Annotated in this window: 18 protein-coding genes and 1 pseudogene; 13 read left to right on the forward strand and 6 right to left on the reverse strand. The window is 35.7% G+C overall.

What is annotated here, in order from left to right:
* The first annotated feature begins 18 nt into the window (after nt 1-18).
* From GTR01_RS10670 to GTR01_RS10680, 3 genes are all read left to right on the forward strand, one after another.
* The gene (locus tag GTR01_RS10670) at nt 19-2,436 is read left to right on the forward strand and encodes a TonB-dependent receptor (protein ID WP_160137824.1); all 2,418 of its coding nucleotides are present in this window, start codon (nt 19-21) and stop codon (nt 2,434-2,436) included.
* 20 nt (nt 2,437-2,456) lie between these two features.
* Nucleotides 2,457-3,257, forward strand: a complete 801-nt coding sequence (locus GTR01_RS10675; RefSeq protein ID WP_160137825.1) for a phosphatase PAP2 family protein — start codon at nt 2,457-2,459, stop codon at nt 3,255-3,257.
* Nucleotides 3,258-3,624: 367 nt separating this feature from the next.
* Nucleotides 3,625-5,226, forward strand: a complete 1,602-nt coding sequence (locus tag GTR01_RS10680; RefSeq protein WP_160137826.1) for a T9SS type A sorting domain-containing protein — start codon at nt 3,625-3,627, stop codon at nt 5,224-5,226.
* Nucleotides 5,227-5,299: 73 nt separating this feature from the next.
* On the opposite strand, the pseudogene GTR01_RS10685 reads toward GTR01_RS10680, so the two are convergent.
* From GTR01_RS10685 to GTR01_RS10695, 3 genes and pseudogenes are all read right to left on the reverse strand, one after another.
* Nucleotides 5,300-6,102: pseudogene (locus GTR01_RS10685) on the reverse strand (SDR family oxidoreductase).
* A gap of 9 nt (nt 6,103-6,111) precedes the next feature.
* Complete coding sequence (locus GTR01_RS10690; protein WP_160137827.1) at nt 6,112-7,791, reverse strand: FAD-binding dehydrogenase; 1,680 nt, start codon at nt 7,789-7,791, stop codon at nt 6,112-6,114.
* A gap of 125 nt (nt 7,792-7,916) precedes the next feature.
* Nucleotides 7,917-9,020, reverse strand: a complete 1,104-nt coding sequence (locus GTR01_RS10695) for a hypothetical protein (protein ID WP_160137828.1) — start codon at nt 9,018-9,020, stop codon at nt 7,917-7,919.
* A gap of 126 nt (nt 9,021-9,146) precedes the next feature.
* Here GTR01_RS10695 and GTR01_RS10700 point away from each other — a divergent pair, with 126 nt between their 5' ends.
* From GTR01_RS10700 to mug, 8 genes are all read left to right on the forward strand, one after another.
* On the forward strand, nt 9,147-9,422 hold the full coding sequence (locus GTR01_RS10700; RefSeq protein ID WP_160137829.1) for a hypothetical protein: 276 nt from the start codon (nt 9,147-9,149) through the stop codon (nt 9,420-9,422).
* A 73-nt stretch (nt 9,423-9,495) separates the two neighbouring features.
* Nucleotides 9,496-9,924: a rhodanese-like domain-containing protein gene (locus GTR01_RS10705; protein ID WP_160137830.1), complete on the forward strand. Its 429-nt coding sequence runs from the start codon at nt 9,496-9,498 to the stop codon at nt 9,922-9,924.
* Between the two features lies 1 nt (nt 9,925).
* Complete coding sequence (locus tag GTR01_RS10710) at nt 9,926-10,429, forward strand: TlpA family protein disulfide reductase (protein WP_228452212.1); 504 nt, start codon at nt 9,926-9,928, stop codon at nt 10,427-10,429.
* A gap of 733 nt (nt 10,430-11,162) precedes the next feature.
* Nucleotides 11,163-13,073 (forward strand): enoyl-CoA hydratase-related protein, encoded by a 1,911-nt coding sequence (locus GTR01_RS24595; RefSeq protein WP_228452213.1) that lies wholly within the window; start codon nt 11,163-11,165, stop codon nt 13,071-13,073.
* A 121-nt stretch (nt 13,074-13,194) separates the two neighbouring features.
* Complete coding sequence (locus tag GTR01_RS10720; protein ID WP_160137832.1) at nt 13,195-13,590, forward strand: DoxX family protein; 396 nt, start codon at nt 13,195-13,197, stop codon at nt 13,588-13,590.
* Nucleotides 13,591-13,705: 115 nt separating this feature from the next.
* Complete coding sequence (locus tag GTR01_RS10725; RefSeq protein WP_160137833.1) at nt 13,706-14,779, forward strand: sensor histidine kinase; 1,074 nt, start codon at nt 13,706-13,708, stop codon at nt 14,777-14,779.
* Nucleotides 14,760-15,461, forward strand: coding sequence for a LytR/AlgR family response regulator transcription factor (locus GTR01_RS10730; RefSeq protein ID WP_185155118.1), 702 nt, complete (start codon nt 14,760-14,762; stop codon nt 15,459-15,461). The genes GTR01_RS10725 and GTR01_RS10730 overlap by 20 nt, the downstream gene beginning before the upstream one ends.
* A gap of 99 nt (nt 15,462-15,560) precedes the next feature.
* Nucleotides 15,561-16,064 carry a G/U mismatch-specific DNA glycosylase gene (gene mug, locus GTR01_RS10735; RefSeq protein ID WP_160137834.1) on the forward strand — a complete coding sequence of 168 codons (504 nt, stop codon included), beginning with the start codon at nt 15,561-15,563 and terminating at the stop codon, nt 16,062-16,064.
* A gap of 3 nt (nt 16,065-16,067) precedes the next feature.
* On the opposite strand, the gene GTR01_RS10740 is transcribed toward mug, so the two are convergent.
* The 3 genes from GTR01_RS10740 to GTR01_RS10750 form a co-directional block, all read right to left on the reverse strand.
* The gene (locus GTR01_RS10740) at nt 16,068-16,673 is read right to left on the reverse strand and encodes a DNA-3-methyladenine glycosylase (RefSeq protein WP_160137835.1); all 606 of its coding nucleotides are present in this window, start codon (nt 16,671-16,673) and stop codon (nt 16,068-16,070) included.
* A gap of 346 nt (nt 16,674-17,019) precedes the next feature.
* Nucleotides 17,020-19,191, reverse strand: coding sequence for a S9 family peptidase (locus tag GTR01_RS10745; RefSeq protein WP_160137836.1), 2,172 nt, complete (start codon nt 19,189-19,191; stop codon nt 17,020-17,022).
* A gap of 12 nt (nt 19,192-19,203) precedes the next feature.
* Complete coding sequence (locus GTR01_RS10750; RefSeq protein ID WP_160137837.1) at nt 19,204-20,598, reverse strand: aminopeptidase P family protein; 1,395 nt, start codon at nt 20,596-20,598, stop codon at nt 19,204-19,206.
* 187 nt (nt 20,599-20,785) lie between these two features.
* On the opposite strand from GTR01_RS10750, the gene GTR01_RS10755 reads away from it, so the two are divergent.
* Both GTR01_RS10755 and GTR01_RS10760 read left to right on the forward strand, forming a co-directional pair.
* A complete protein-coding gene (locus tag GTR01_RS10755; RefSeq protein WP_160137838.1) occupies nt 20,786-21,670 on the forward strand; it encodes an AraC family transcriptional regulator in 885 nt (294 codons plus the stop codon).
* Between the two features lie 88 nt (nt 21,671-21,758).
* Complete coding sequence (locus GTR01_RS10760) at nt 21,759-22,664, forward strand: dihydrodipicolinate synthase family protein (RefSeq protein WP_160137839.1); 906 nt, start codon at nt 21,759-21,761, stop codon at nt 22,662-22,664.
* The last annotated feature ends 9 nt before the right edge of the window (nt 22,665-22,673 follow it).

Genomic DNA, 22,673 nt, shown 5'->3' on the forward strand with positions numbered 1-22,673 from the left:
AATTAAAGTCCACACTATATGAAAAGATCAAAATTTTTACTTTTTCCAACTGTTGCTATTTCTTCTATGATGACAGCGCAATTAACTTCAGTAACTCTTTCCGGAAGAGTCACTACCAAGGATAAAGAAGCACTTCCTTATTCCAATATTATTTTAAAAAAGGAAAAAGATACAGCATTTGTTGCCGGAACAATTACCAATGAAGAAGGAAGGTTTTCTATGAGTGAAATTAAGCCGGATCACTACCTATTGGAGGCCTCTATCCCAGGATATCATATCTATAAACAATCTGTTTTTATCGGAAGTCTTTCTGAATTTTTAGAAATCCCACCTATTGAATTAAACCGAAAACAGGAACAGGAAACGAAAATCGAAGAAGTGGTTGTATCTGCTTCTAAAAAAAATGAAATCGATAACAAACTTGATAAAAAAACGTATTCTGTAGCAGATAATATAAGCCAGAGCGGAGGATCAGTATTGCAAAGCATGCAGAATCTTCCCGGAATTACAGTACAGGACGGAAAAGTACAATTAAGAGGAAATGATAAAGTAACCGTTCTTATTGATGGCAAACAAACCGCTCTTACCGGATTTGGAAGTCAGACAGGACTTGATAATATTCCGTCTTCAGCCATCGAGAAAATTGAGATTATCAACAATCCTTCTTCAAAGTATGATGCCAACGGGAATGCCGGAATCATCAATATCATCATGAAGAAAAATAAGCAAAACGGGTGGAACGGGAAACTAGGCTTTACAACAGGTTTGGGTTCATTATGGGTGAGAAAACAAAACTTGCCAACCATCAGACCTCAATATACACTGACTCCAAAAATTAATCCGTCTCTTTCTCTCAATTACAGAAAAAATAAGGTCAACCTTTTTTTACAGGCTGATAATTTATACACGGAAACGCTCAATAAAAATGAATTTGTAACCCGTACTTACGATAACGGAACAATTATCAATTCTCAACTGAAAAGAAATAGAAATACCAATTTCTTTACCACAAAAGCAGGGTTAGACTGGAATATTGATGCACAAAATACGTTGACGGTTTCAGGAATGTATGGAAGTGAAAAAATTATCGACCGTGGAGATCAGCCATTCTTTAATGGAGATCAATCTCAGCGTCTTCGTCTATGGCAATTTCTGGAAGATGAGCTGAAAACCACCATAATGGGAAGTGCCTCTTATCAGCATAAATTTAAAGAAGCAGGCCATTTATTAAATGTTGGATTCAATTATACTTTTCACAGGGAGGATGAAAAATACTTCTATGATAATTATTTACCGGCTTCTACAGGAACTGATGCTTTTAAACTCTTATCAGATGAGCAGGTTTATGATTTCAATGTAGATTATATAAAGCCTTTAAAATATGGTAGAATTGAAACGGGTATTAAACTTAGAAGCAGAAGTATTCCTACCAATATGAACTTTATTCCGGGAGCCAATTCTGTACTCGATGTATCTGCCGGTGGTAAAGCAGACTATAAAGAATTTATCCCTGCCGTATATGGAAACTATATTTTTGAGAATGAAAAATGGGAAGCAGAGCTTGGACTAAGACTGGAATACGTAAGAATTGAATACGATGTAAACCCTAATCATCCTACTTATAAAAGTGACGGATATAATTATACTCAGCCATTTCCCAATTTTAGATTAGCATATAAACTTGATGATCATAACAAGTTTTCCGTATTTTATAACAGAAGGGTAGACCGTCCAAATGAGGTAGATATCAGAATATTTCCAAAATATGATGATGCTGAAATCATTAAAGTAGGAAATCCTGCATTAAGACCACAATTTACCAATTCTATTGAGTTGGGATATAAATATAACTGGGATAACGGCTATTTGTATTCAGCTCTCTATCATCGTTTTTCCAATGGTACAATTACCCGTATCTCGAGTATTGTACCGGGCAGTAATCTGATTTATGCCATTTTTCAAAATGCAGGAAAAAGTTATAATACAGGACTGGAAACGATTTGGAATCAAAAGGTTTCGGATGTATATTCATTCAATATCAATGGGAATATTTATCGCAATCAAATTGATGCATTTACCGTTCAGAATTTATATCCTCAACCCAATACATTTTCTGCAGACAAGCAGACTGCTGTTTCCGGAAATATAAAGCTGAATAATATCCTTCGTTTTTCAAAAGGACTTAATGTTCAACTTACCGCAGTTTATCTGGCTCCGGATGTTATTCCTCAAGGAAAAATAAAGGCAAGATTTAGCATGGATGTTGGATTGAAAAAAGCAATTCAGAAAGGGAAGGGAGAACTATTCTTAAATGCCTCTGATCTTCTCAATACTATGGTTATTAAGAAAAATATTCAAGGGATGGGATTTGCTTATACCAGCAATGATTATTATGAAACTCAGGTAGTAAGGCTGGGTTATAATTATAAATTTTAATATAAAACCGACTATGTGCAATGAAAAGATCTTGTCAAAAATCACTGATCTATCTACTGGTTTTCATTTCAGCTATCAGCAAAATTAACGCTCAGAATAATGATAGCATTACTGTCAATGAATCTAAACAAGATAGTTTGTCTGCTATTCAAACAAGTAAACTGAATTATAAAAGTTTGATTATTCCTGCAGCATTCATTACCTATGGAGTAGCAGGTTTAACAACAGATAAACTTAAACAACTGAATTTTTCTACCCGCACAGAAATCAATGAGCATCAACCCGCACAGATGAATCTGGATAATTACACCCAATACGTTCCTGCAGTAATGGTATACGGTCTGAATGCCATAGGAATAAAAGGAAAACATAACCTGAGAGACCGTACCATTATTTATGCTTCATCACAATTGATTTCTGCAGCATTTACTATGCCTTTAAAGTATCTTGTCAAAGAAGAGAGACCCGATAAGTCTAATACACTTTCATTTCCTTCAGGACATTCTGCTACAGCTTTTTCCTCTGCACAATTTATGTTCAGGGAATATAAGGATACCAATTTCTGGCTCAGTCTTTCCGGGTATCCGTTTGCAATTTTTACTGGAGTATACCGAATGCTGAATGATAAACATTGGTTGGGCGATGTTGTTGCAGGTGCAGGTTTTGGAATTCTGTCTACAGAATTAGCCTATTGGCTTTTCCCAAGAATCGATGCGATGCTTCGTGGAAAGAATAAAAATAAAAACTTATCGAGTTCTACAATGGTTATGCCTTTCTATCAGAATAAAACAGTAGGAATAGGATTGGTTAAGAATTTCTGATTTAATTTTTAAACCATTAAATCGTATTAAGATTTTAAGGGAATTTAAGGTTCAAATACATTTGAATGAAGCTTTTTTAAGGACATTTAAATACAAATAATTGATAAACAGACTCGGCGGCCTTTGGCCGCCGAGTCCTTATATTCAGACTAAAGACACTGCTTATTGATTGAAAAGACGATTCCCTTCTGGTTCTCAAAATTGCAATATGCCTTTTTCAACGCAAAGTGTTAAGAGGTACATGCTACATGTCTAAAAAGGTAAAGATGAAACCAACTGAATAACATTGAAAAAATGCAAAACTTAAACATTTATTCCATTATAATTTATATTTTCGCACTTCAAAATTAAAATAAACTAAAAAACCATGAAATTCAATTTCAAAAAAACGTTACCTGTATTGGCAGCTTTCTTTTTTTCTGGCTTTAGTATGGCACAGGCTCCAGCAATACAATGGCAAAAATCTTTTGGAGGAACAAACGCTGATCGTTCACATACTATTATTCAAACCAGTGATGGTGGATATATGATTAGTGGGGCTTCTAATTCGAATAATGGGGATGTAACCGGAAATCACGGAAATCAAGATTACTGGCTTCTAAAATTAAATTCAACAGGAAATCTCCAATGGCAAAAATCCCTGGGAGGATCAGGTAATGACTACGCAAGTTCTGTCATTCAAACTGCTGATGGTGGATATGTTGTTGCCGGAACTACTGATTCAAATAATGGTGATGTAACAGGTAATAAAGGTCTTACAGATGGATGGGTTTTAAAATTAAACTCTGATGCTGGAGTCATTTACTGGAAAAAGACTTTTGGTGGAACAAAGTATGATGTGATTAACCAAATGGTTCCTACAACAGACGGTGGATATATATTTGTGGGGAACTCTACTTCGACCACTGGTGATGTAACAGGAAATAATGGTTATGTAGATTATTGGATTGTAAAAATAAATTCTGATGGAAATATCCAATGGAAAAAATCTTTAGGGGGAACAGGGGATGACAGGGCTACTTCTGTTGTTCAAACCAGTGATGGTGGATATGCCATTGCAGGATATGCTGAAAACAATGATGGCGATGTTACAGGAAATCACGGTGGAAAGGACTATTGGATCATAAGATTAAATTCTGATGGTGGAGTTATTTTCTGGAAAAAATCTTTTGGGGGATCGCATCAGGATTTACCTTGGTCTATGGTTAAAACTTCAGATGGAGGGTTTATTGTAGCAGGTCATGCTTTTTCTAATGATGGAGATGTAACAGAGAATCATGACGGAACTGATTTTTGGGTAGTTAAAATAAATGAAGCAGGAAATATTCAATGGCAAAAAGCTTTGGGAGGATCTAAACTCGACCAGGCGTTTTCTATTATCCAATCTACTGATGGCGGATATTTGGTAGTAGGAAGTACAATTTCAAATGACGGTCAGGTAGTAGGATATCACCCTCCTACAAATACAGGACCTGGAGAAGCTCCTCTCTCTTTTGATTATTGGGCCGTAAAATTGAGTGCAACAGGAAATATAAAATGGCAAAAATGCTTAGGAGGATCAGACACAGATGAGGCTTCATCTGTTATACAAACCGCAGATGGGGGATATGTCATTCTGGGTAATTCTAAATCAAATAATGGAGATGTTACAGGAAATCATGGAGATTATGATATTTGGGTGGTAAAACTTGCTTCGGATAATCTGGCTACCAACGAGGTAGAGAAAGATGATAAGATTGCCATTAACCTATTTCCAAATCCGGCAAAAGATCATGTTACTTTAAAACTTGATTATTATACATCTTCTATGGAAGCTACGATTACCGATATGCTGGGAAAAACTGTTCATCAACAGAAATTAGAAGGATTAAATACGAAAATCAACACAAGTCGTCTTGAAAAAGGAGTTTATTTCCTGAATGTAGTAGGTGGCAATCAAAAAATAACTAAGAAATTCATTATAGAATAATTCCTAAAAAAAAATACTCATAAAACCACACTTCTTGTGTGGTTTTTGCATTTATGTTATTATAAAAATTTCTTTAGACAACTTTTGCCTTCCGGATGATCTTTGCGAGCAAAGCAGGAAAGAACCTTTTCAGATAAACGCCTAATACTTCTTTACCGCCAATAGCTTTTTGATTTTCTTTTTTTCAATGGCATTCAGCATTTTTTTAGCGAAGACATTTACAGGCATACCATTATTGGTGGCATCGTCCATCGTTCCTTGTGTTGAACCATCACCTGTTACGGCATGAATAGAAATATTGGTTTGTATAAATCCGGGACAGATGATTGTTATCGAAATGTTTTGACTATATAATTCAGCACGCAAAGCATCAAAGAACCCATGAAGAGCATGTTTTGCTGCAGCGTAGCCACTGCGCATCGGAGCTCCGAATACGCCCATAAGACTTGAAACTACAGCGATCTGCCCACCATTATTTTTTATCATATACGGAATAACAGCCTTCGTTAAGGCAACAGTTCCAATAAAATCAACATCCATTAAGCGCTTGTCCACTTCTATATCTGTTTCCATGGCCAGAGAACGTTGGGATAATCCTGCGTTATTAATTAAAATATCAATTTTTCCAAAGGCTGCTACTGCTTTGGCAGCTATTTCCGGCATTTCCTTATAATTCTTCAGATCCAAAGGGATTACTGTATATTGATTAACGGTAAGTCCAATACTTTCAGCGACTTCATACAGCTGTTCCTCATTTCTGGAAGAAAGAATCACTTTTGCAGTGCTATTTTCCGCCAGTTCTTTTACCAAAGCTTCCCCAATTCCTGATGATGCTCCTGTAATCCAAACGACTTTGTTATGATAATAGTTATTCATTCCGTGTCTTTATAGATTTGAATTATCTTTTTCTAATCCGGCAATATACTTTCCGGCTTTCATTCCTGAGAAAATACATCCACCAAGAAACGTTCCTTCTAATGCGCGGTATCCATGCATTCCGCCACCTCCAAATCCAGCTACTTCACCAGCAGCATACAGTCCTTCAATAACACTATCGTCTTCTCTTAATACCTGTCCGTTAAGGTTGGTTTTTATTCCACCAAGTGTTTTTCTCGTCAAAATATTCAATCGAACCGCAATCAAAGGGCCATTTTCAGGAGAAAGAATCTTATGCGGAGCCGCAACTCTTCCCAGTTTATCTCCTATATAACTTCTCGTACTTCTGATATAATTAACCTGTGTGTCCTTTGAAAATTGATTGTCAAGTTCACGGTCTCTGGCTTCAATCTGAGATTTTATTTTTTCATAATTCAGAAGGTGATTACCTGCCAGCTGATTCATTTTCTCTACCAGATCTTTCAGATTATCAGAGACAATAAAATCTTTACCATGTTCTTTAAAAGCTTCAACAGGATCAGGAGCTTTTTTACCAAACATTCGTTTCAGGAAAAGAATATAATCCTTATTGGTGATATCCGGATTCTGTTCGGAACCAGACAGAGCAAATTCTTTTTTAATGATTTTTTGGGTCAGAATAAACCAGGAATAAGAATATCCTGTATCCTGAATATACTTAAGAGTTCCCAAAGTATCAAATCCAGGAAGAAATGGAGCTGGAAGACGTTTCCCTTTAGCATCAAACCATAGGGAAGAAGGGCCGGGAAGTATCCGGATTCCATGATTAGGCCAGATGGGATTCCAGTTTTGTAAACCTTCCGTATAATGCCACATTCGGTCACGATTGATGATATGAGCACCTGCATTTTCAGCAATGCCAATCATTTTACCATCTACATAGGCAGGAACTCCACAAACCATATTCTCAGGAGGGCTTCCTAATCTTTCGGGCCAGTTTTTCCTTACCAGTTCATGATTGGCACCTATGCCGCCAGAAGCAATGATAATATGAACAGCAGAATAATCAAATTGTGAGATTATATTTCTATTGGTAGCAACCCCTCTTTCCTGAGTATCATTTTCAAGAATATTGCCTTTCACTCCCGTTATCTTTCCATTTTCAACAACCAGTTCTGTAACTCTATGCCGAAATTTCATCTGCAACAGACCTTTTCCTTTAGCTAGATAGGCTTTTTCCACAAAAGGTTTTATGACCCCTGTACCTGTTCCCCAACTTACGTGAAAACGGGGAACAGAATTTCCATGTCCGTTGGCCGATCCGTCACCACGTTCTGCCCAACCAACCATAAACATTAGCTTAATTCCCAGTTTAGAAATGTATTCATATTTTTCACTGGCAGCAAACTTCAGATACGCTTCTGCCCATTTACGAGGCCAGTAATCTTCTTCACGGTCAAAACCAGCCGTCCCTTTCCAATCCTGTAGAGCTAATTCGTAAGAATCTTTAATTCCCACTCTTCGTTGTTGAGGAGAATTAATAAGGAAAAGCCCACCAAATGACCAGAAAGCCTGTCCGCCGATATTTTGTTCGGTCTCCTGATCAAGTAACAACACCTTTTTTCCGGCATTTGTAATTTCCATCGCTGCAGTAAGTCCTGCTAAACCGGTTCCTATAATAATGGCATCAGGCTGGAATGTTTCTTCCATGATAAAGTTTTTTTGATTCACAATACTTTATATAAATGTATAAATTATTTGCGCTCAATAAGGCCTTCTTTTAAAAATGAAAGAATTATTATACTGTGAGATACATAAAAATATCAAAATAATTTTTAGTTCAGCGCCTCCCATTCAACCTTTGCACCCAAGTCTTCCAATTGTTTACCGTCAGCCTCCAACCATTTACGATATCCTGTCCTGAACAATATTCTTGATTTTTTACTAAGCTCAAGGGCTTCCGATCCGGAGAGAGCAAATTCTTTTTTAAGCAATGCTATGACCTTCATCTTATTGGGCCCAATATCGGTAATGTATAAATTGGTTTCCGAACCTATTGATTCATAAGATTCTATTGACACCATGTCATCATCTTCTTCCTCAATATTGGTGTATACTTCTTTCCATAAAGGGTTTTCCAAATCTATATTTTCATCAAAATAATGAATCAATCTTTCTTTATCAGATCTTAATTTTTGAATCTGATCCAATATTTCCTGAAAGATATGTAAGCTTTCAGCAACTTGTATGGGCTCCCAACTTCCTTGTCCATGGTAGGCAAAATAAACTGGAAAACCATCTGTAAACTCATCCAAATCAATAAAAAAAGGATCTGCATAATAATTAGATGCCAAAACAAGCCAGCTTGATCTGAATTCTCCCGAAGCATTACCTGTCAGCATTTTATTCTCTACTGAGTTGTAAAGATATCCGTCCTGAAAATAATAAATATATTCAGCAGAAGCATAGTTTTCCGGCAAGGCAAGTCCTTCAATCCTGATAGGATTACTTAAAAACTTCAGAATAAAAGGGTAGGAAGAGATTTTCTGAAATAAAGTAGTATTTTTCTCCTTCCCAGTCTCAATTTCAATATCTGAAATTCTATTTTGTTGTCTATCAAATGGAAACTTTCGTTGCATCCAGTGGAGTAGATCCCGATCCAAAACCTCAAAATGTTCTTCCTGCAATACACCATAGGAACTTAAATAGACTTTTGTATTGCTATTGTCTTTTGAAATAACAGCAACCTGTCCTCCGGAATCATCCGCCACAGGAATATATCCAGGAAGGTATTCTTCAAAGTTATAGGTATCATAGCGCTCCTGGAGTTCTTCTTCAGTTCTGAAGACCCGCACTACATCATAAACAACATCATCTTTAAACTTTTTAGCAAAAGCCTTTATAAACTTTACCCAATGATCCGGAGGATTGATTTTCATAGAATGAAAGAATGCTTTAAAATTGTTGAAATCACGATCAATGATTGATTATGATTCATTTTTCTCCACTAAAATACAAAAAGCGAAATCATTTGAAGTTTTATCTTTGTTAAAAATCATATTACTATGAAAGAATCCAAGCCTTATCCGGTATTTGCAATCGCTAAAGATGGAACCCGTCATCGTATTGATGTTGATTCTATTATTATACAGCTTGAAGAAGAGGAAATTGAAGTATCATTGATTCCACCGCATCCGGTTTTTAAAGGAAAATTGACATTATCAACAGGCTCTGCCATTCAGGGACGTGAACAAGAAAGAGGATTGGGAACCCAATTGATTATAGAACCCGGAGCCGCCAATGTAGTTCATATTACTCCTAAAAAGAATAAAAACACTTAATAAAAGCAGAAGAACACCTCCAAAAACCTCTTTAAAATTAAGCAAATCCTTTATATTTGTGAAAAATAGAAGCATGAAGTATTTATTTATTATGGTGTGCTTTGTCTGTTCCATTTTCAGTCAGGCACAGCAAACACAAGATCCATGGAAAGACAGCCAGCTGATGGATCCGGCATTATTGGCATCCAGAATTGTAAAGCACAAGACGAAGGATATATTGATTATTTCAGTAGGCCCTGAAGCTATTATTAAAGGGTCTGTAGATATTGGCCCCACTCATGAACCTGAAAATCTGGAAAAATTAAGAAATTATCTTAAAGACATTCCCAAAAATAAAGAAATTGTGATCTACTGTGGATGCTGCCCTTTTGTAAAATGTCCGAACATTCGACCAGCATTTAACTTATTAATGGAATTGGGCTTTAAAAATGCCAAACTTTTAAATCTGCCTAAAAATATCAAAACCGATTGGCTAGATAAAGATTATCCTACAAATGATTAATATGAAAACTGGTTTTACAATAGTCTTTTTAATCCTATTTTCAGGATATACATTGGCTCAAAACAAAATTGAAGTAGGGAAGAAGGCTCCCGAGATTACCATGTCTAGAGCAGATGGATCCTCATTCTCACTTTCAAGTTTAAAAGGGAAACTGGTTCTTATTGATTTTTGGGCGACCTGGTGTGCACCTTGTGTAGGGGAACAACCTCAATTGAAGACTTTATACGAAACTTATTCGGATCAGGTGAAAGCTAACAAGTTTGAGATCCTGGGTGTTTCTTTAGATAAAAATAAAGACAGCTGGCAGAAAGCCATAGATCGTTTTAATATCAACTGGATACAAATCAGTGATTTGAAATTCTGGAAAAGCCCTGTTGCAAAAGCTTATGAAATTGATGAACTGCCATTTAATGTGATCATTAATAGTGAGGGAACAATTATTGCTAAAAATCTTCATGAAAAGGAACTTGAAGATTTTTTAAAGAAAAGCTTAAGCCAGAATTAAGAGAAAAGATAAAGAATACATAAAAGAGTGGTCATCATGACCACTCTTTTGTTTTTTAGTTGGTATTTGTGTATTAGAATCGGTACTGAATAGCTTATCATACTAATCAAAAGGAACCTTAGAGGGAATATGGTTACTCCAGATCAGAAAATAAACGGTTTTCTTTAGTCTAGTTTTAATGATTTGTTTTATTTAACGTTGCAAAAATAAAAATTAAATATATAAAATCACAATAAAGGGAATAATATAAATGTTAATTTCTCTATTATTTCTGTAACAAATATTTAATAGTTGGATGCCCATAAAAGTATTCAAGAAGCACTCAGAATTTTAATTTAATGAAAAGCATACTTCAAAAGCAGTATATTAAAAAGTACCATATTTTATTCAATAATAAGCAATCATAATTGAATTAATGTTAATTATATTTATATTTACACAATAACACCACAACAAAATGAAAATGAAATTTAAAAAAACTCCCTCAATGAGTAAAGACATTCCTTATTGGAGTCTTACCTGCAATCATCCCGTCTGTTCAGGTATTGAAGTAATGTATAGGTCAACATCAAAAACTACAAATTTGATCTGAATCCTGTAAACCCAATTCTATTTTATGGGCATATTCTCGGCTATATTTCTCTTGCATAAATTCTATGAATTCATGCAAGAGAAATCATTAGCCCTCATTATTGGGCACTATACAACAAAAAACCTAAATCATTAAAATATTATGAACACAATCATTCATGAATTTCCATTACCGGAAGTCAAAAAACCAGAAACCGCCTTACAGGAGTCAATAGGCTGGCTAAAACAGTATGGATTAATACAAAATGAATATCAGGCAGCCAATGCCGGTACTTATTTTACAGCACTCAGCTATCCGGACATCAAACATTTTCAAGTAAGAGATATCACAGATTTTTGCTCTTGGGTATGTCTTTTAGATGATGTAGGAGAAGAGGTACCTCTTCATAAAAACCTTCCAGACTTCATCAATTTTTTTACAAGTTTAAAATATATCTGTGAAGAACCTTCTTATCAAAATTTTTCTCACCTTGGGCTTCTTCCTGAAAGTCCCATTGTAAATGCACTTCTAGATCTTAAAGCCAGATTAAGTTCCTGGGCAGGAATCCCTCAAATCAATAACCTGATGAAAGCTGTTGGATACTTTGTATCCGGGATACAATGGGAAAATGCATATAAGATTCAAAATAAATATCCTGATCTCTCTACTTTTTGTGCTGTGAGAATGGCAAGTGGCGGAATGGACATCCCGTTCGCTTTGGCACAATGTGTAAACAATGTACAGCTAAGTACTCTGGAATCTAACAATCCTGTTATACAGGTTTTAACCAAATCTATTGCTTTTGCTGCGCTTCTTGATAATGATATTTATTCTTATGAAAAAGAAAAAGCTTATAATACCGGATATTATAATAACATTATCCAAATCTATCTTATTACCTATCCGGATCTTAATGAAGAACAGGCTATATCTAAAGCAATAGATCTTCGTAATCAGATTCTTCTTTTATATCAATCATTAAAACAAAAATATCCATACATATACGAACCCAATGCTTTATACTTCAAAGGTTTGGAAGATGTTATCTCAGGAAACCTTATTTTTTGCAGTACCAATAAACGATATAAAGTAGCTAATGACCAAAAAGGACGTGACTTTATAATCATCAGTACTTATGAACAATCTATAAACCCGCCAAAAGAAATTTCTTCTATATTATGGTGGTGGTCTTTATTAGATCCCAAATATTCTATGGAGGATCAACCAGTTATTCAGTTCAAAGCAAGCACTAAGGATGGTCATAGTATTTTTAATCTAAAAAAACAGACCATGACCTTTACCAATCTACTATACAAAAAAGAAGGTCATATTGGTATTCTAACCATCAATCGTCCTCAATTTTTGAATAGCTTAAATAAACAAGTTTTAAATGAATTAAAGTCCTTTGCCGAGCAAGTCAAAAGAGATCAGGAAATTCGTGTATTGATTATTACAGGAGCCGGAGAAAAAGCATTTGTTTCAGGCGCAGACCTCAAGGCAATGCAAGAAATGACATGGGAGGAAACAAAAGATTTCGGTGAAGTGGCGCAAGCAGCCATCAATGCGATGGAAATGTTACATTTTCCTGTCATTGCGGCGGTAAATGGAGTCGCGATAGGAGGAGGTTGTGAGCTGGCTTTATCTTGTGATATTATTCTGGCCGGTGAAAAAGCAAAGTTTGGATTACCAGAAGTTATGTTTGGTATCATACCCTGTTTAGGGGGCACTCTCCGTTTGCCTAGAGCCATTGGTCTATATAAAGCAAAAGAAATGATTTTCTCTGGAGAACTTTACTCTGTACAAGCTTGTAAAGAGTTTGGATTTGTGAATCAGATTGTACCACAAGAGGAATTAATGAATGAGGCTTTAAAATTAGCCAACAAGATTGCCTCCAAAGGCCCTTCTGCAATTACAAAAGCCAAGCAATCACTAGACAAAGGATCGGAGCTTTGCATTGCTGATGGTTTGAAACAGGAAGCATATTTATTCAACGAACTTATCAAAACAGAAGATCATAAAGAAGGCATCACCGCTTTTATTGAAAAGCGAATTCCTTATTTTAGAGGAATATAGAAGTTTATATTTCATGAGTTAACACCTTTCTCATTAGTGACTAAGGTGTTTTATATATACTTTAGAGCTATTAATAGACATCAGAACAGTCTTTACAGTTCTGATGTCTACTTTTGGTTTCATGAAAAAGAATTTCTTCCTTCGTGCAGTGCTGTCAGTCATTTTACTGATGCATAGTGTCGTTTCTATCTTCAGTGGTGATGTGAATAATTTTGGACTTCATTATCTGAATACCATTGGCTTCAGTCCTATAGGACTTTATTTGGCCTGGGGTATTAAACTTACTCATCTTTTTTCAGTTCCGGCATTGTGGTTTGATCATTATATCAGACCGATAGCAGTTTGTAATATTATAATCTTTGTATTCGGAATCTATTATGTTCATTGGGATAATGGCTGGTATGTGGTAGGAGGAGGTACCAACGGTATTGAATTTAATATTCTGTTGATCTTTTGCTTCCTGAATCTTATGTTTCCACAAATTCGTATACAAAAAAAGCAGGTTAATAATCCTTAATACCGCAAAAATGATTTAAATAAAACCGTTCGTAGATGAAAGAGCAGCTTTTATAGTCTTTATATTTTTATATTTGAATAAAACTATTAATTTGTATTTTTAAATCATAACAAGCTTGAAATCAAATAGAAAATCCAAGCTACAGACTCATTCGCTTTTTTGGGTACTGTATTTTATACTGGAAGCTTATCTTGATTTTTACTGGTCTCGGTATCAGTTTCCTAATTTCAAATGGCAAATACGGCTTCAGAATACGCTTATTCTGGAACTAGGCTATCTTCTGGTAAAAATTCCGCTAGCCTATTCCTTATTGTATGTCTATGAAAAACAATCTGTCAGGAAGACTTTCAGATATTTGATTTCTATTTTCATCATCGTTTTGGCCGTTTTGGCACATCGTTTTTTTACCCATTATATCATTTATCCTTATATCTATGGGGTTACAGAAATGGTAGATCAGCAGCAGCCATCGGGATACATAAATGGTTTAGTAGCATTCAACTCCTTTATGGATCTTATTTTTATGGTCGGACTTATTTTCGGGGTTGAAATTACAAGACAAAAAAATCTTTTGAAAGAGCAAATTTCCAAATTAAAATCTGAAAAGCTGGATCAGGAACTTACCATGCTAAAAGCACAGATTAATCCTCATTTTCTGTTTAATACCCTAAATAATATTTATGGAATGGCTCTTAAAAAAGCAGACGAAACCCCTGAGGTAATTCTCAAGCTTTCCAAGATTATGCGATACAATATGTATGATGCTGCAGAAAAAAATATTTCCATAAAAAAAGATCTGGAAAACATAAAGGATTTTATACAAATCCAAACAATACGCTATCATCATCTGAACGTCAGTTTAGAGGAAAATATAGATGACCCTTCTCAGGAAATATCACCGCTTATTCTTATTCAATTCGTTGAAAATGCCTTTAAACATGGTGTTTCCGAAAGTTTGGGTAAAGCCTTCATTTCTATTGATATTCAATTAAAAAACGGTCTTCTCACGTATTATATTGAGAATTCAAAAGAAGAGAATAATCATATTCATTCCACTAAAATAGGGTTAAAAAATATCCGCAGACAGCTTGAACTGCTTTATCCCAACCATACTCTTACTGTAGAAGATAAAAGCGACCGATATATTGTACAACTCAACATCGATTTCAATGATACATCAAGCTCCTAAAAAATACAACTGCATTATTGTAGAAGACGAGCCCATTGCTGCAGAAATCTTGGAAACCTTTATTTCCCGGGATTCTGAACTGAACCTTGTAGGCAAATGTACTGATGCTGTTCATGCAAGCAGCCTTTTGGGGATCCATCAAATAGATCTTATGTTTTTAGATCTGCATCTTCCCGTAATAAAAGGCTTTGATTTTTTAAAAAAACTCAAGAATCCACCATTAGTGATTGTCACTACAGCCTATCATCAATATGCTTTAGAAGGCTATGAACTGGATATTACAGATTACCTGCTTAAACCTATTCCTTATGACCGTTTTGTGAATGCTGTTGGGAAATTCAAGTATCTCATGGAAGCTGAAGATGCTTTATTGGAAATTGCTGAACGTGATTACATCTTTATTCATAGTGGTAAAAAACAGGTAAAGATTATTCTTCAGGACATATTTTATATTGAAAGTTTAAGGGAATACATTCACATCCATACCAAAACGGACACTTTTACCTTTAAAATGCCAATCAGTAAAATAGAAGCCAGCCTTAACCCAAGCATGTTTGCCCGTATTCATAAATCTTATATTATTTCAAAACCCAAAATAGAAGTAAAATCAGCAGCCGTTGTACAGATTAAAGGAAAGAAACTTCCTATTGGACGTACTTATAAACCGTTTATTGATTTATGATACCTGTGATGAAATATTGATTCTTCTCGATCTAAGTCTGAAAAGCCGAAATATTTGATATACTTTTAAGCTGTAAAAATAAAATGGATCTATTCAAATATGTTAACAGATATCATTACTTCTAATCTCGATGTTATTTTTTGTGGAATTAATCCAGGATTAAAATCCTCAAATGATGGGCATCATTTTTCAGGGAGAAGCAATCGTTTTTGGAAAGTTCTCCATCAATCCGGATTTACTCCTTATGAAATTGAAGCGGTGAATGATACTGTTATTTTAGATTTCGGGTGTGGCTTAATAACAGCTGTTTCAAGAGCTACGTCCCGGGCTGATGAGCTTTCAAAAAAGGAGTTTGATGATGCTCTTGAAAGTTTCAAAACCAAAATCACCGAATTCAAGCCCAAATATGTTGCTTTTCTGGGTAAAGCCGCTTATAAAGCCTTTTCCAAAAAGAAAGAAATTCAGTGGGGTTTACAATCAGAAGATTTTTGTGGGGTAAAAGTTTGGATATTGCCTAATACCAGCGGTTTAAACCGAGGTTTTTCTCTGGATGATCTTGTTATTCATTATAAAGAGCTTTATCAGGTCACTCATCCATTGTAACCTCTAGGTTTTATTGGGTTTACTTACATATTTATTTCCTTTCACAAAAAATCGCCATGGCAGCAATGCATCTTCCTTTGCATAAGCAACTCCTATACGAGATCCGGCAATGATACTATCAACAGGATACTGAATCCCATGATCCTCAATCCAGATTTCGTGTCCCCGCAGATCTTTTTTATTAAAGGAACGATCTATTCCTAAAGCTTTCGCTGCAGATCCTGGCCCGGAAGAGATTGCCGCCTTGGAAGCCGGCATATTCCTCCTGTATTCCATAATCTCTGTTCCGATTAAAGGTTCAATAGCTCTCACCAAAACAGCATGAGGTTCATCTTCCACAGAAGTCACCACATTAAAAAGATGATGAATTCCATAACATAAGTAAACATAAGAAACACCGCCATGGCTGTACAATGTTTCTGTACGATCCGTACGCCTGCCACCATAAGCATGAGAAGCTTTGTCCGAAATCCCGTTGTAGGCTTCAGTTTCTACAATAATTCCAGCTGTTATTTCGCCATTAATTTTAGTAAAGAGTACTTTACCCAAAAGATCCTGAGCCAGAAAAAGAACATCTTGATTGGAATAATAGGAGAGTGGTAGTTTCAACGGGTTTATTTTAGAGATAGGTTTACCCAAAATTAGTGATAATTTGTTAAATGAAAGGCTGGAAGATGGAAGTTGGAAGTTGGAAGTTACTATTCAGCATATAACGTCTGGAGATATTTTTAACTTCTTAAAACATGCATTAACCAGGAAATACAGCCTCACTACCTGATCTAAAGTACTTCAGCTTCCATCTTCCCCACTCAAAAAAATCACAATTCGAACATCTCTTTACAATTGATAAAAAGAAAAATATTGCCATCCGTCCTCAAGTACTTCCAGCTCCCAGCCTCCAGCTTCCTTACTCAAAAAAAAGCCCCACATTCCTGTGAGACTTCTATTGCATAATTTATCTTCCTCCCGGAGGACAATGTTCTTTTAAGTATTTAGTAAGCATAGTGGCCAGGTGCAATGATGTCCCTTCACCTTCACTGATTGAATGAGTTCTGTTAGGATAAGACATCAACTGAAACTGTTTATTGTATTTTACCAGTTCATTAATATATACTTCTGTATTTTGGTAATGTACATTATCATCACCTGTTCCATGCACCAATAAAAGATTTCCTTTTAGATTTTTTGCATAAGCCAATGGAGAACCGTTTACAAAATCTTCTCTGTTTTCCTGCGGAAGTCCCATATAACGTTCCTGATAGATATTGTCATAGAATAATTGATTAGCTACCGGAGCAATGGCAATTCCGGTCTGGTAAATATCAGGATATTGCCCTAAAAGGTTTAAAGTGGAAGAACCACCACCGCTCCAGCCCCAAACAGCTACTCTGGAAGTATCCGCGTAAGGCCATTTTGCAAACAATGCTTTTGCTCCCATAGCCTGATCGCGAATGTTAAGCTGTCCTATTTTTCGGTAAATCGATTTTCTCCATTCACGTCCTTTAGGAGCAGGAGTTCCACGGTTTTCAAGGGAAACATATAAATAGCCATCCTGAGCCATATCACCAATATATAAACTATTTCTGCCTGTGTAAAAATTATCTGTTACCGTCTGTGAACCCGGCTCACCATACACCATGAAAACAATCGGATATTTTTTGTTAGGATCAAAATTTTTAGGCTTTACTACCCATCCGTCTAATGTAGCTCCGTCTTGGGTTGTTATCTGGAAAAACTCGGCTTTAGATTTTGCAAGATCTGCTTTTGAAATACTCTTTGCTGCCACAAGTTCTTTATGCTCCGGCAATGATACCACAGCTCCTGCTGAACGTGAATTTACACTGCTGTTACTAAACATAGCAATTTTTCCATTGGGAGAGATCATATATTGATTGGATCCGGAATATGCTTCAGGTGTTATTCTTTGAGCCTTTCCGCCCTGCATACTTACTTTGTACAGATATTTCTGAGTGGCATTAGTAGGAGAGGCTAAAAAGTAAATTTGTTTATTCGGAATATCAAAAAATTCAGGTTTTATAACATCGAAAGCATCTTTTGTAATCAATGTTTCCTTACCATTCATATCTATTCTATAAATATGCCTCCAGCCGTCTTTTTCAGAAAGCCACAAAAACTCTTTACCATTGTTGATCCAGTCCCATCCACTCGGGTCATTTTCATTCCAGCGGGATTTGATATCAATCCATGCATTATCTGTTTCTGTATAAATGGTTTTGCTGCTTCCGGACTGAGCATCTGCTACCATAATTTTACTCTGATTCTGTTTTCTGTTCAGTTGCTGTAGAATAATAGATTTAGAATCTAGCACCCATTCCATTCTGGGAATATAATGTTGTACTTCGTCACCTTCAATGTTTGCTTTCTTCGAAGATTTTGAGGCAAGATCATAGAACCAGATGCTGCATCCTGAAGGATTTTCACCTACTTTCGGGTATTCTACAGGAACGGTAAATGAATACAGACTGTCTGTATTATTAATCATCAGGAAGTTTTTTATCCCTCGAGCATCCAGCTTCCAGTAAGCAATTTTGTTTCCGTCAGGAGACCATCTGAAGCCATCCTGAGTCCCGAATTCTTCCTCGTAAGCCCAATCAAAAGTACCATTAATCATTCCGTCTGTACCATCATTGGTAATTTTAGTAAGCTGATTATTGGATAGATCTTCAATATATATATTATGCTTAGATACATAAGCTACTTTTTTGCCATCAGGAGAAAATTTGGCAAACATCAATGATGCAGCCGGAAGTCCTTTCCCAAGCTGAGTAAGCTTTTTAGTATTCTTATCAAAAATCCAATAATCTCCTCGAGTATTGTCGCGCCATACTTTTTGGGTATTTGTAAAAAGCAATAAACTTTTCTCATCCGGCGAAACCTGAAAACTTTGTACCTCTAAAGCAGTAGAACTTCCTGAAGGAATTAATTCATTATTACTTAAAAAGGTCTGATCTTTGCCAGAATTTAGCACATCAACAATTCCAACACCGTTTTTAGTAAATGAATAATAAGCATTACCATCAGGAGTCCACTGTGTTTTTTGTGCAGCAAATGGTGACAAACACAGAAAGTATAAGGCTATAGCCGTTATTTTTTTTATATTCTTCATGTATGCTATTGATTAAGCTAAATATTCTGCTCTATAATTCTCAATTTCTTCAACCGTTGTAATCAATCCGTTTCCAAGAAGTCTGTAGCCATCATCGGTAATCAGGAAATCGTCTTCAACACGCACTCCGCCGAAGTTTCTATATTCATTTACTTTATCATAATTAATGAATTCAGCGTTTTTATTCTCATTCTGCCAGATATCAATAAGTTCCGGAATCATGTAAATACCAGGTTCTACAGTTACTACAAATCCAGGTTCCAAAGCTTTTCCTAAACGTAAAGATTTAAGACCAAAAGTTTTGGTATCCTTTGGTTCGTCTTCAGTATATCCGATATATTGTTCTCCAAGATCTTCCATATCATGTACATCCAATCCCATCATATGTCCCAGTCCACACTGGAAAAACAGAGTATGGGCATTATTTTTCACAGCCTCTTCAGGATTCCCTTTCATTAATCCTAAATCAACAAGTCCTTCTACCAGATACTGGGATGCTTTCAGATAAATATCTTTAAATTTAACGCCCGGCTTCAAAAGATGATGAGCGTTATTGAATGAATTCAGAACAATTTCATACATTTCCTTTTGTTTCGTACTAAATGTTTTGCTTACCGGAAAGGTTCTTGTCAAGTCTCCTGCATATCCCATAGCCGTTTCTGCTCCGGAATCATTCAGGAAAAGATCTCCTTCCTTCAAGGTATTAAGACGGTAATGATTGTGTAATATTCCACCATTGATGGTAACAATCGGAGGGTAAGACATCTGACATTCTTTATTCGCTGCAAGATATTGAATCGCATTGGCTATTTCATACTCTTTAACCCCTGCTTTTGCCATTCGCATCGCCAGCAGATGCATTTCATTAGACACATTCACCGCTTCTTCTATCTGTACAATTTCCTGAGCTTCTTTTATAGAACGCTGCTTTACCACAGCTTTAATCATCTCCACAGAAGGTTGTAATTCAGCAATTTTAATTCCTAAAAGCTCTGTCAGTAAAATTTTATTCGAAGACTGATACGGTGGAAGATAATGTACCTTTCTACCGGATGTCTGCGCTTTCAGTAGATACTGAGAAAGTTCCGAATAGGGTAAAGTTTCCTGTACACCAGACTTTTGGCTCTTTTCTTTCAGCGTTTCCTGTCTGCCCATCCATACAATATCATCTATACTCAGTTCATCTCCGAAAACAATGGTTTTATTTTCATCAATATCAATAATTGCTGCAATTTTCGGTTCCTGAATTCCAAAATAATAAAGGAAAGTACTATCCTGACGGAAATAATAAGGATTGTGCTCGAAATTTACAGGATTCTCTATATTTCCTAGAAATAATAGAAGTCCACTGGCCACATTACTCTGTAATACGGCTCTTCTGTCTTGATAAGTTTGTGCTGAAAACATATATTTATGAATACTTTTTATTTTAAAAGTTTAAAGTTACGATTTTGTACTATTTGAAGCCCTTTCTTCATTAAAATAATGAGTATGTAAAGTTTAGATTTTAATATGATATATAATGTTCATATTTTGCTTAAATTCGGCAATATTTTAACCTTCTCACTTATTAATCCCATAAAGTATTGATTGTATGAAGAGTCTTCAGTTTTCAGTTCCTGCCGACACCAACAAAAGTATCCGTATCCAAGAGGATATTATGCCTAATTTCTATCCTTATTTTCATCGGCATACAGAAACACAGATTATGTGGATTCTTAAAGGACATGGTACATTGGCTATAGAGCAGAATCTCTTCAGCTTTGAACCCGGAGATATTTTTTATCTGGGAGCCAATCAGTCGCATGTTTTCAAAGGAGATTTTAATGAGAATGAAAAACAAAAGGTTCATGCAATCTCTATTTTCTTTGATCCTGATAAAAAAATAGCCGCTTTTTTTGATCTCCCTGAATTTGAAGAACTTAAAAATTTCATTAAATACTCAAAAATAGGATTTCAGGTTGCTTCAAAACTAAAATCGAGTGTAGGAGAAAGCATGGCAGCCTTACAAAAGACCCAAGGTATAGAACAGATCATCGATTTTATAAAGATTTTAAACTACCTGATGCAAAACAGGCATCTACATATTCCTTTATCTTCAGAAAAGAACCTGCCCAACCATATTTCTGACAATGATCAGAGGATTATTGATGCTCAGACTTATATTAAGAAAAATTTTACCCAGCATAAACTTACCCTTGATACCATTGCAAAAGAAGCGTGTATGACTCCACAGGCATTTTGCAGATCCTTTAAAAAACGAACAAGGATTACCTATATTCAATATCTGAATGAGTTACGCGTACAAAGAGCTTGCAGATTATTAACCTCCAGCAGTATGTACAGCATCTCTTCTGTTGCTTTTAACAGCGGATTCAATAGTTTAACCAATTTCAACCGGGTGTTTAAATCCATTATGAAATATTCTCCAAAGGAATATCTGAAGCATTATAAAGAAGCTACTTTTGACTACAAATAACTACATGTTAAAATACGGTCAGTATTTATTAAAATATTAACATTTACCGTTTTGAAATTCACTTAGTTTTGAATAAATATTATTTGATATGAGTACAAAACTAAACTGGGAAGGAATTTATCCTGCTGTATTAACTCCTTTTACGAAAGAAGGAAAGATTGATTTTGAAATGTTTGAGATTAATACAGAAGCCCAGATTAAAGCCGGAGTTCACGGAATTATCCTTGCCGGAACATTAGGAGAAGCCAGTGCCTTGGAAACCGAAGAGAAATTTGAACTTCTCCAATATGCTAAAAAAATTACACAAGGCAGAATTCCCGTTATTCTGAACCTTTCTGAAAATACTACCAAAAATGCAGTAGGTTTTGCCCAAAAAGCAAAAGAACTGGGAGCGGATGGATTAATGCTTCTCCCTCCAATGCGTTACAAAGCAGACAGCCGCGAAGTGGTAGAATATTTTAAAGCTGTGGCTAGTGCTACAGATCTTCCCATTCTTATTTATAACAACCCTGTTGATTATGGTATTTATGTAACCTTAGAAATGTTTGATGAGCTTATTGAATATCCAACCATTCAGGCAGTGAAAGAATCCACAAGAGATCTGGCCAATGTAACCCGAATGATCAACCGTTTTGGAAAAAGAATTAAAATTCTTGGTGGTGTAGATACTATTTGTCTTGAAACATTAATGCTTGGTGCTGACGGACTTGTTGCAGGATTGGTAGATGCTTTTCCCAACGAAACAATAGCTATGTATAAGTATGCTAAAACAGGTCAATACGATAAAGCAGTAGCCATTTACAGATGGTTTATGCCCCTGTTGGAGCTTGATATCCATCCAAAACTTATTCAATACATTAAGCTGGCGGCCACCGCAGAAGGAATAAGCAATCCACATGTAAGAGCCCCACGTCTTGAACTTCAGGGTGAAGAAGCTGAAAGAATCAATAAGATTATTGAAGAGGGCAGAACCAACCGCCCAGCATTGAACTAATATCAGAAA

The sequence above is a fragment of the Chryseobacterium sp. c4a genome, from assembly GCF_009900745.1.
Lineage (GTDB): Bacteria > Bacteroidota > Bacteroidia > Flavobacteriales > Weeksellaceae > Chryseobacterium.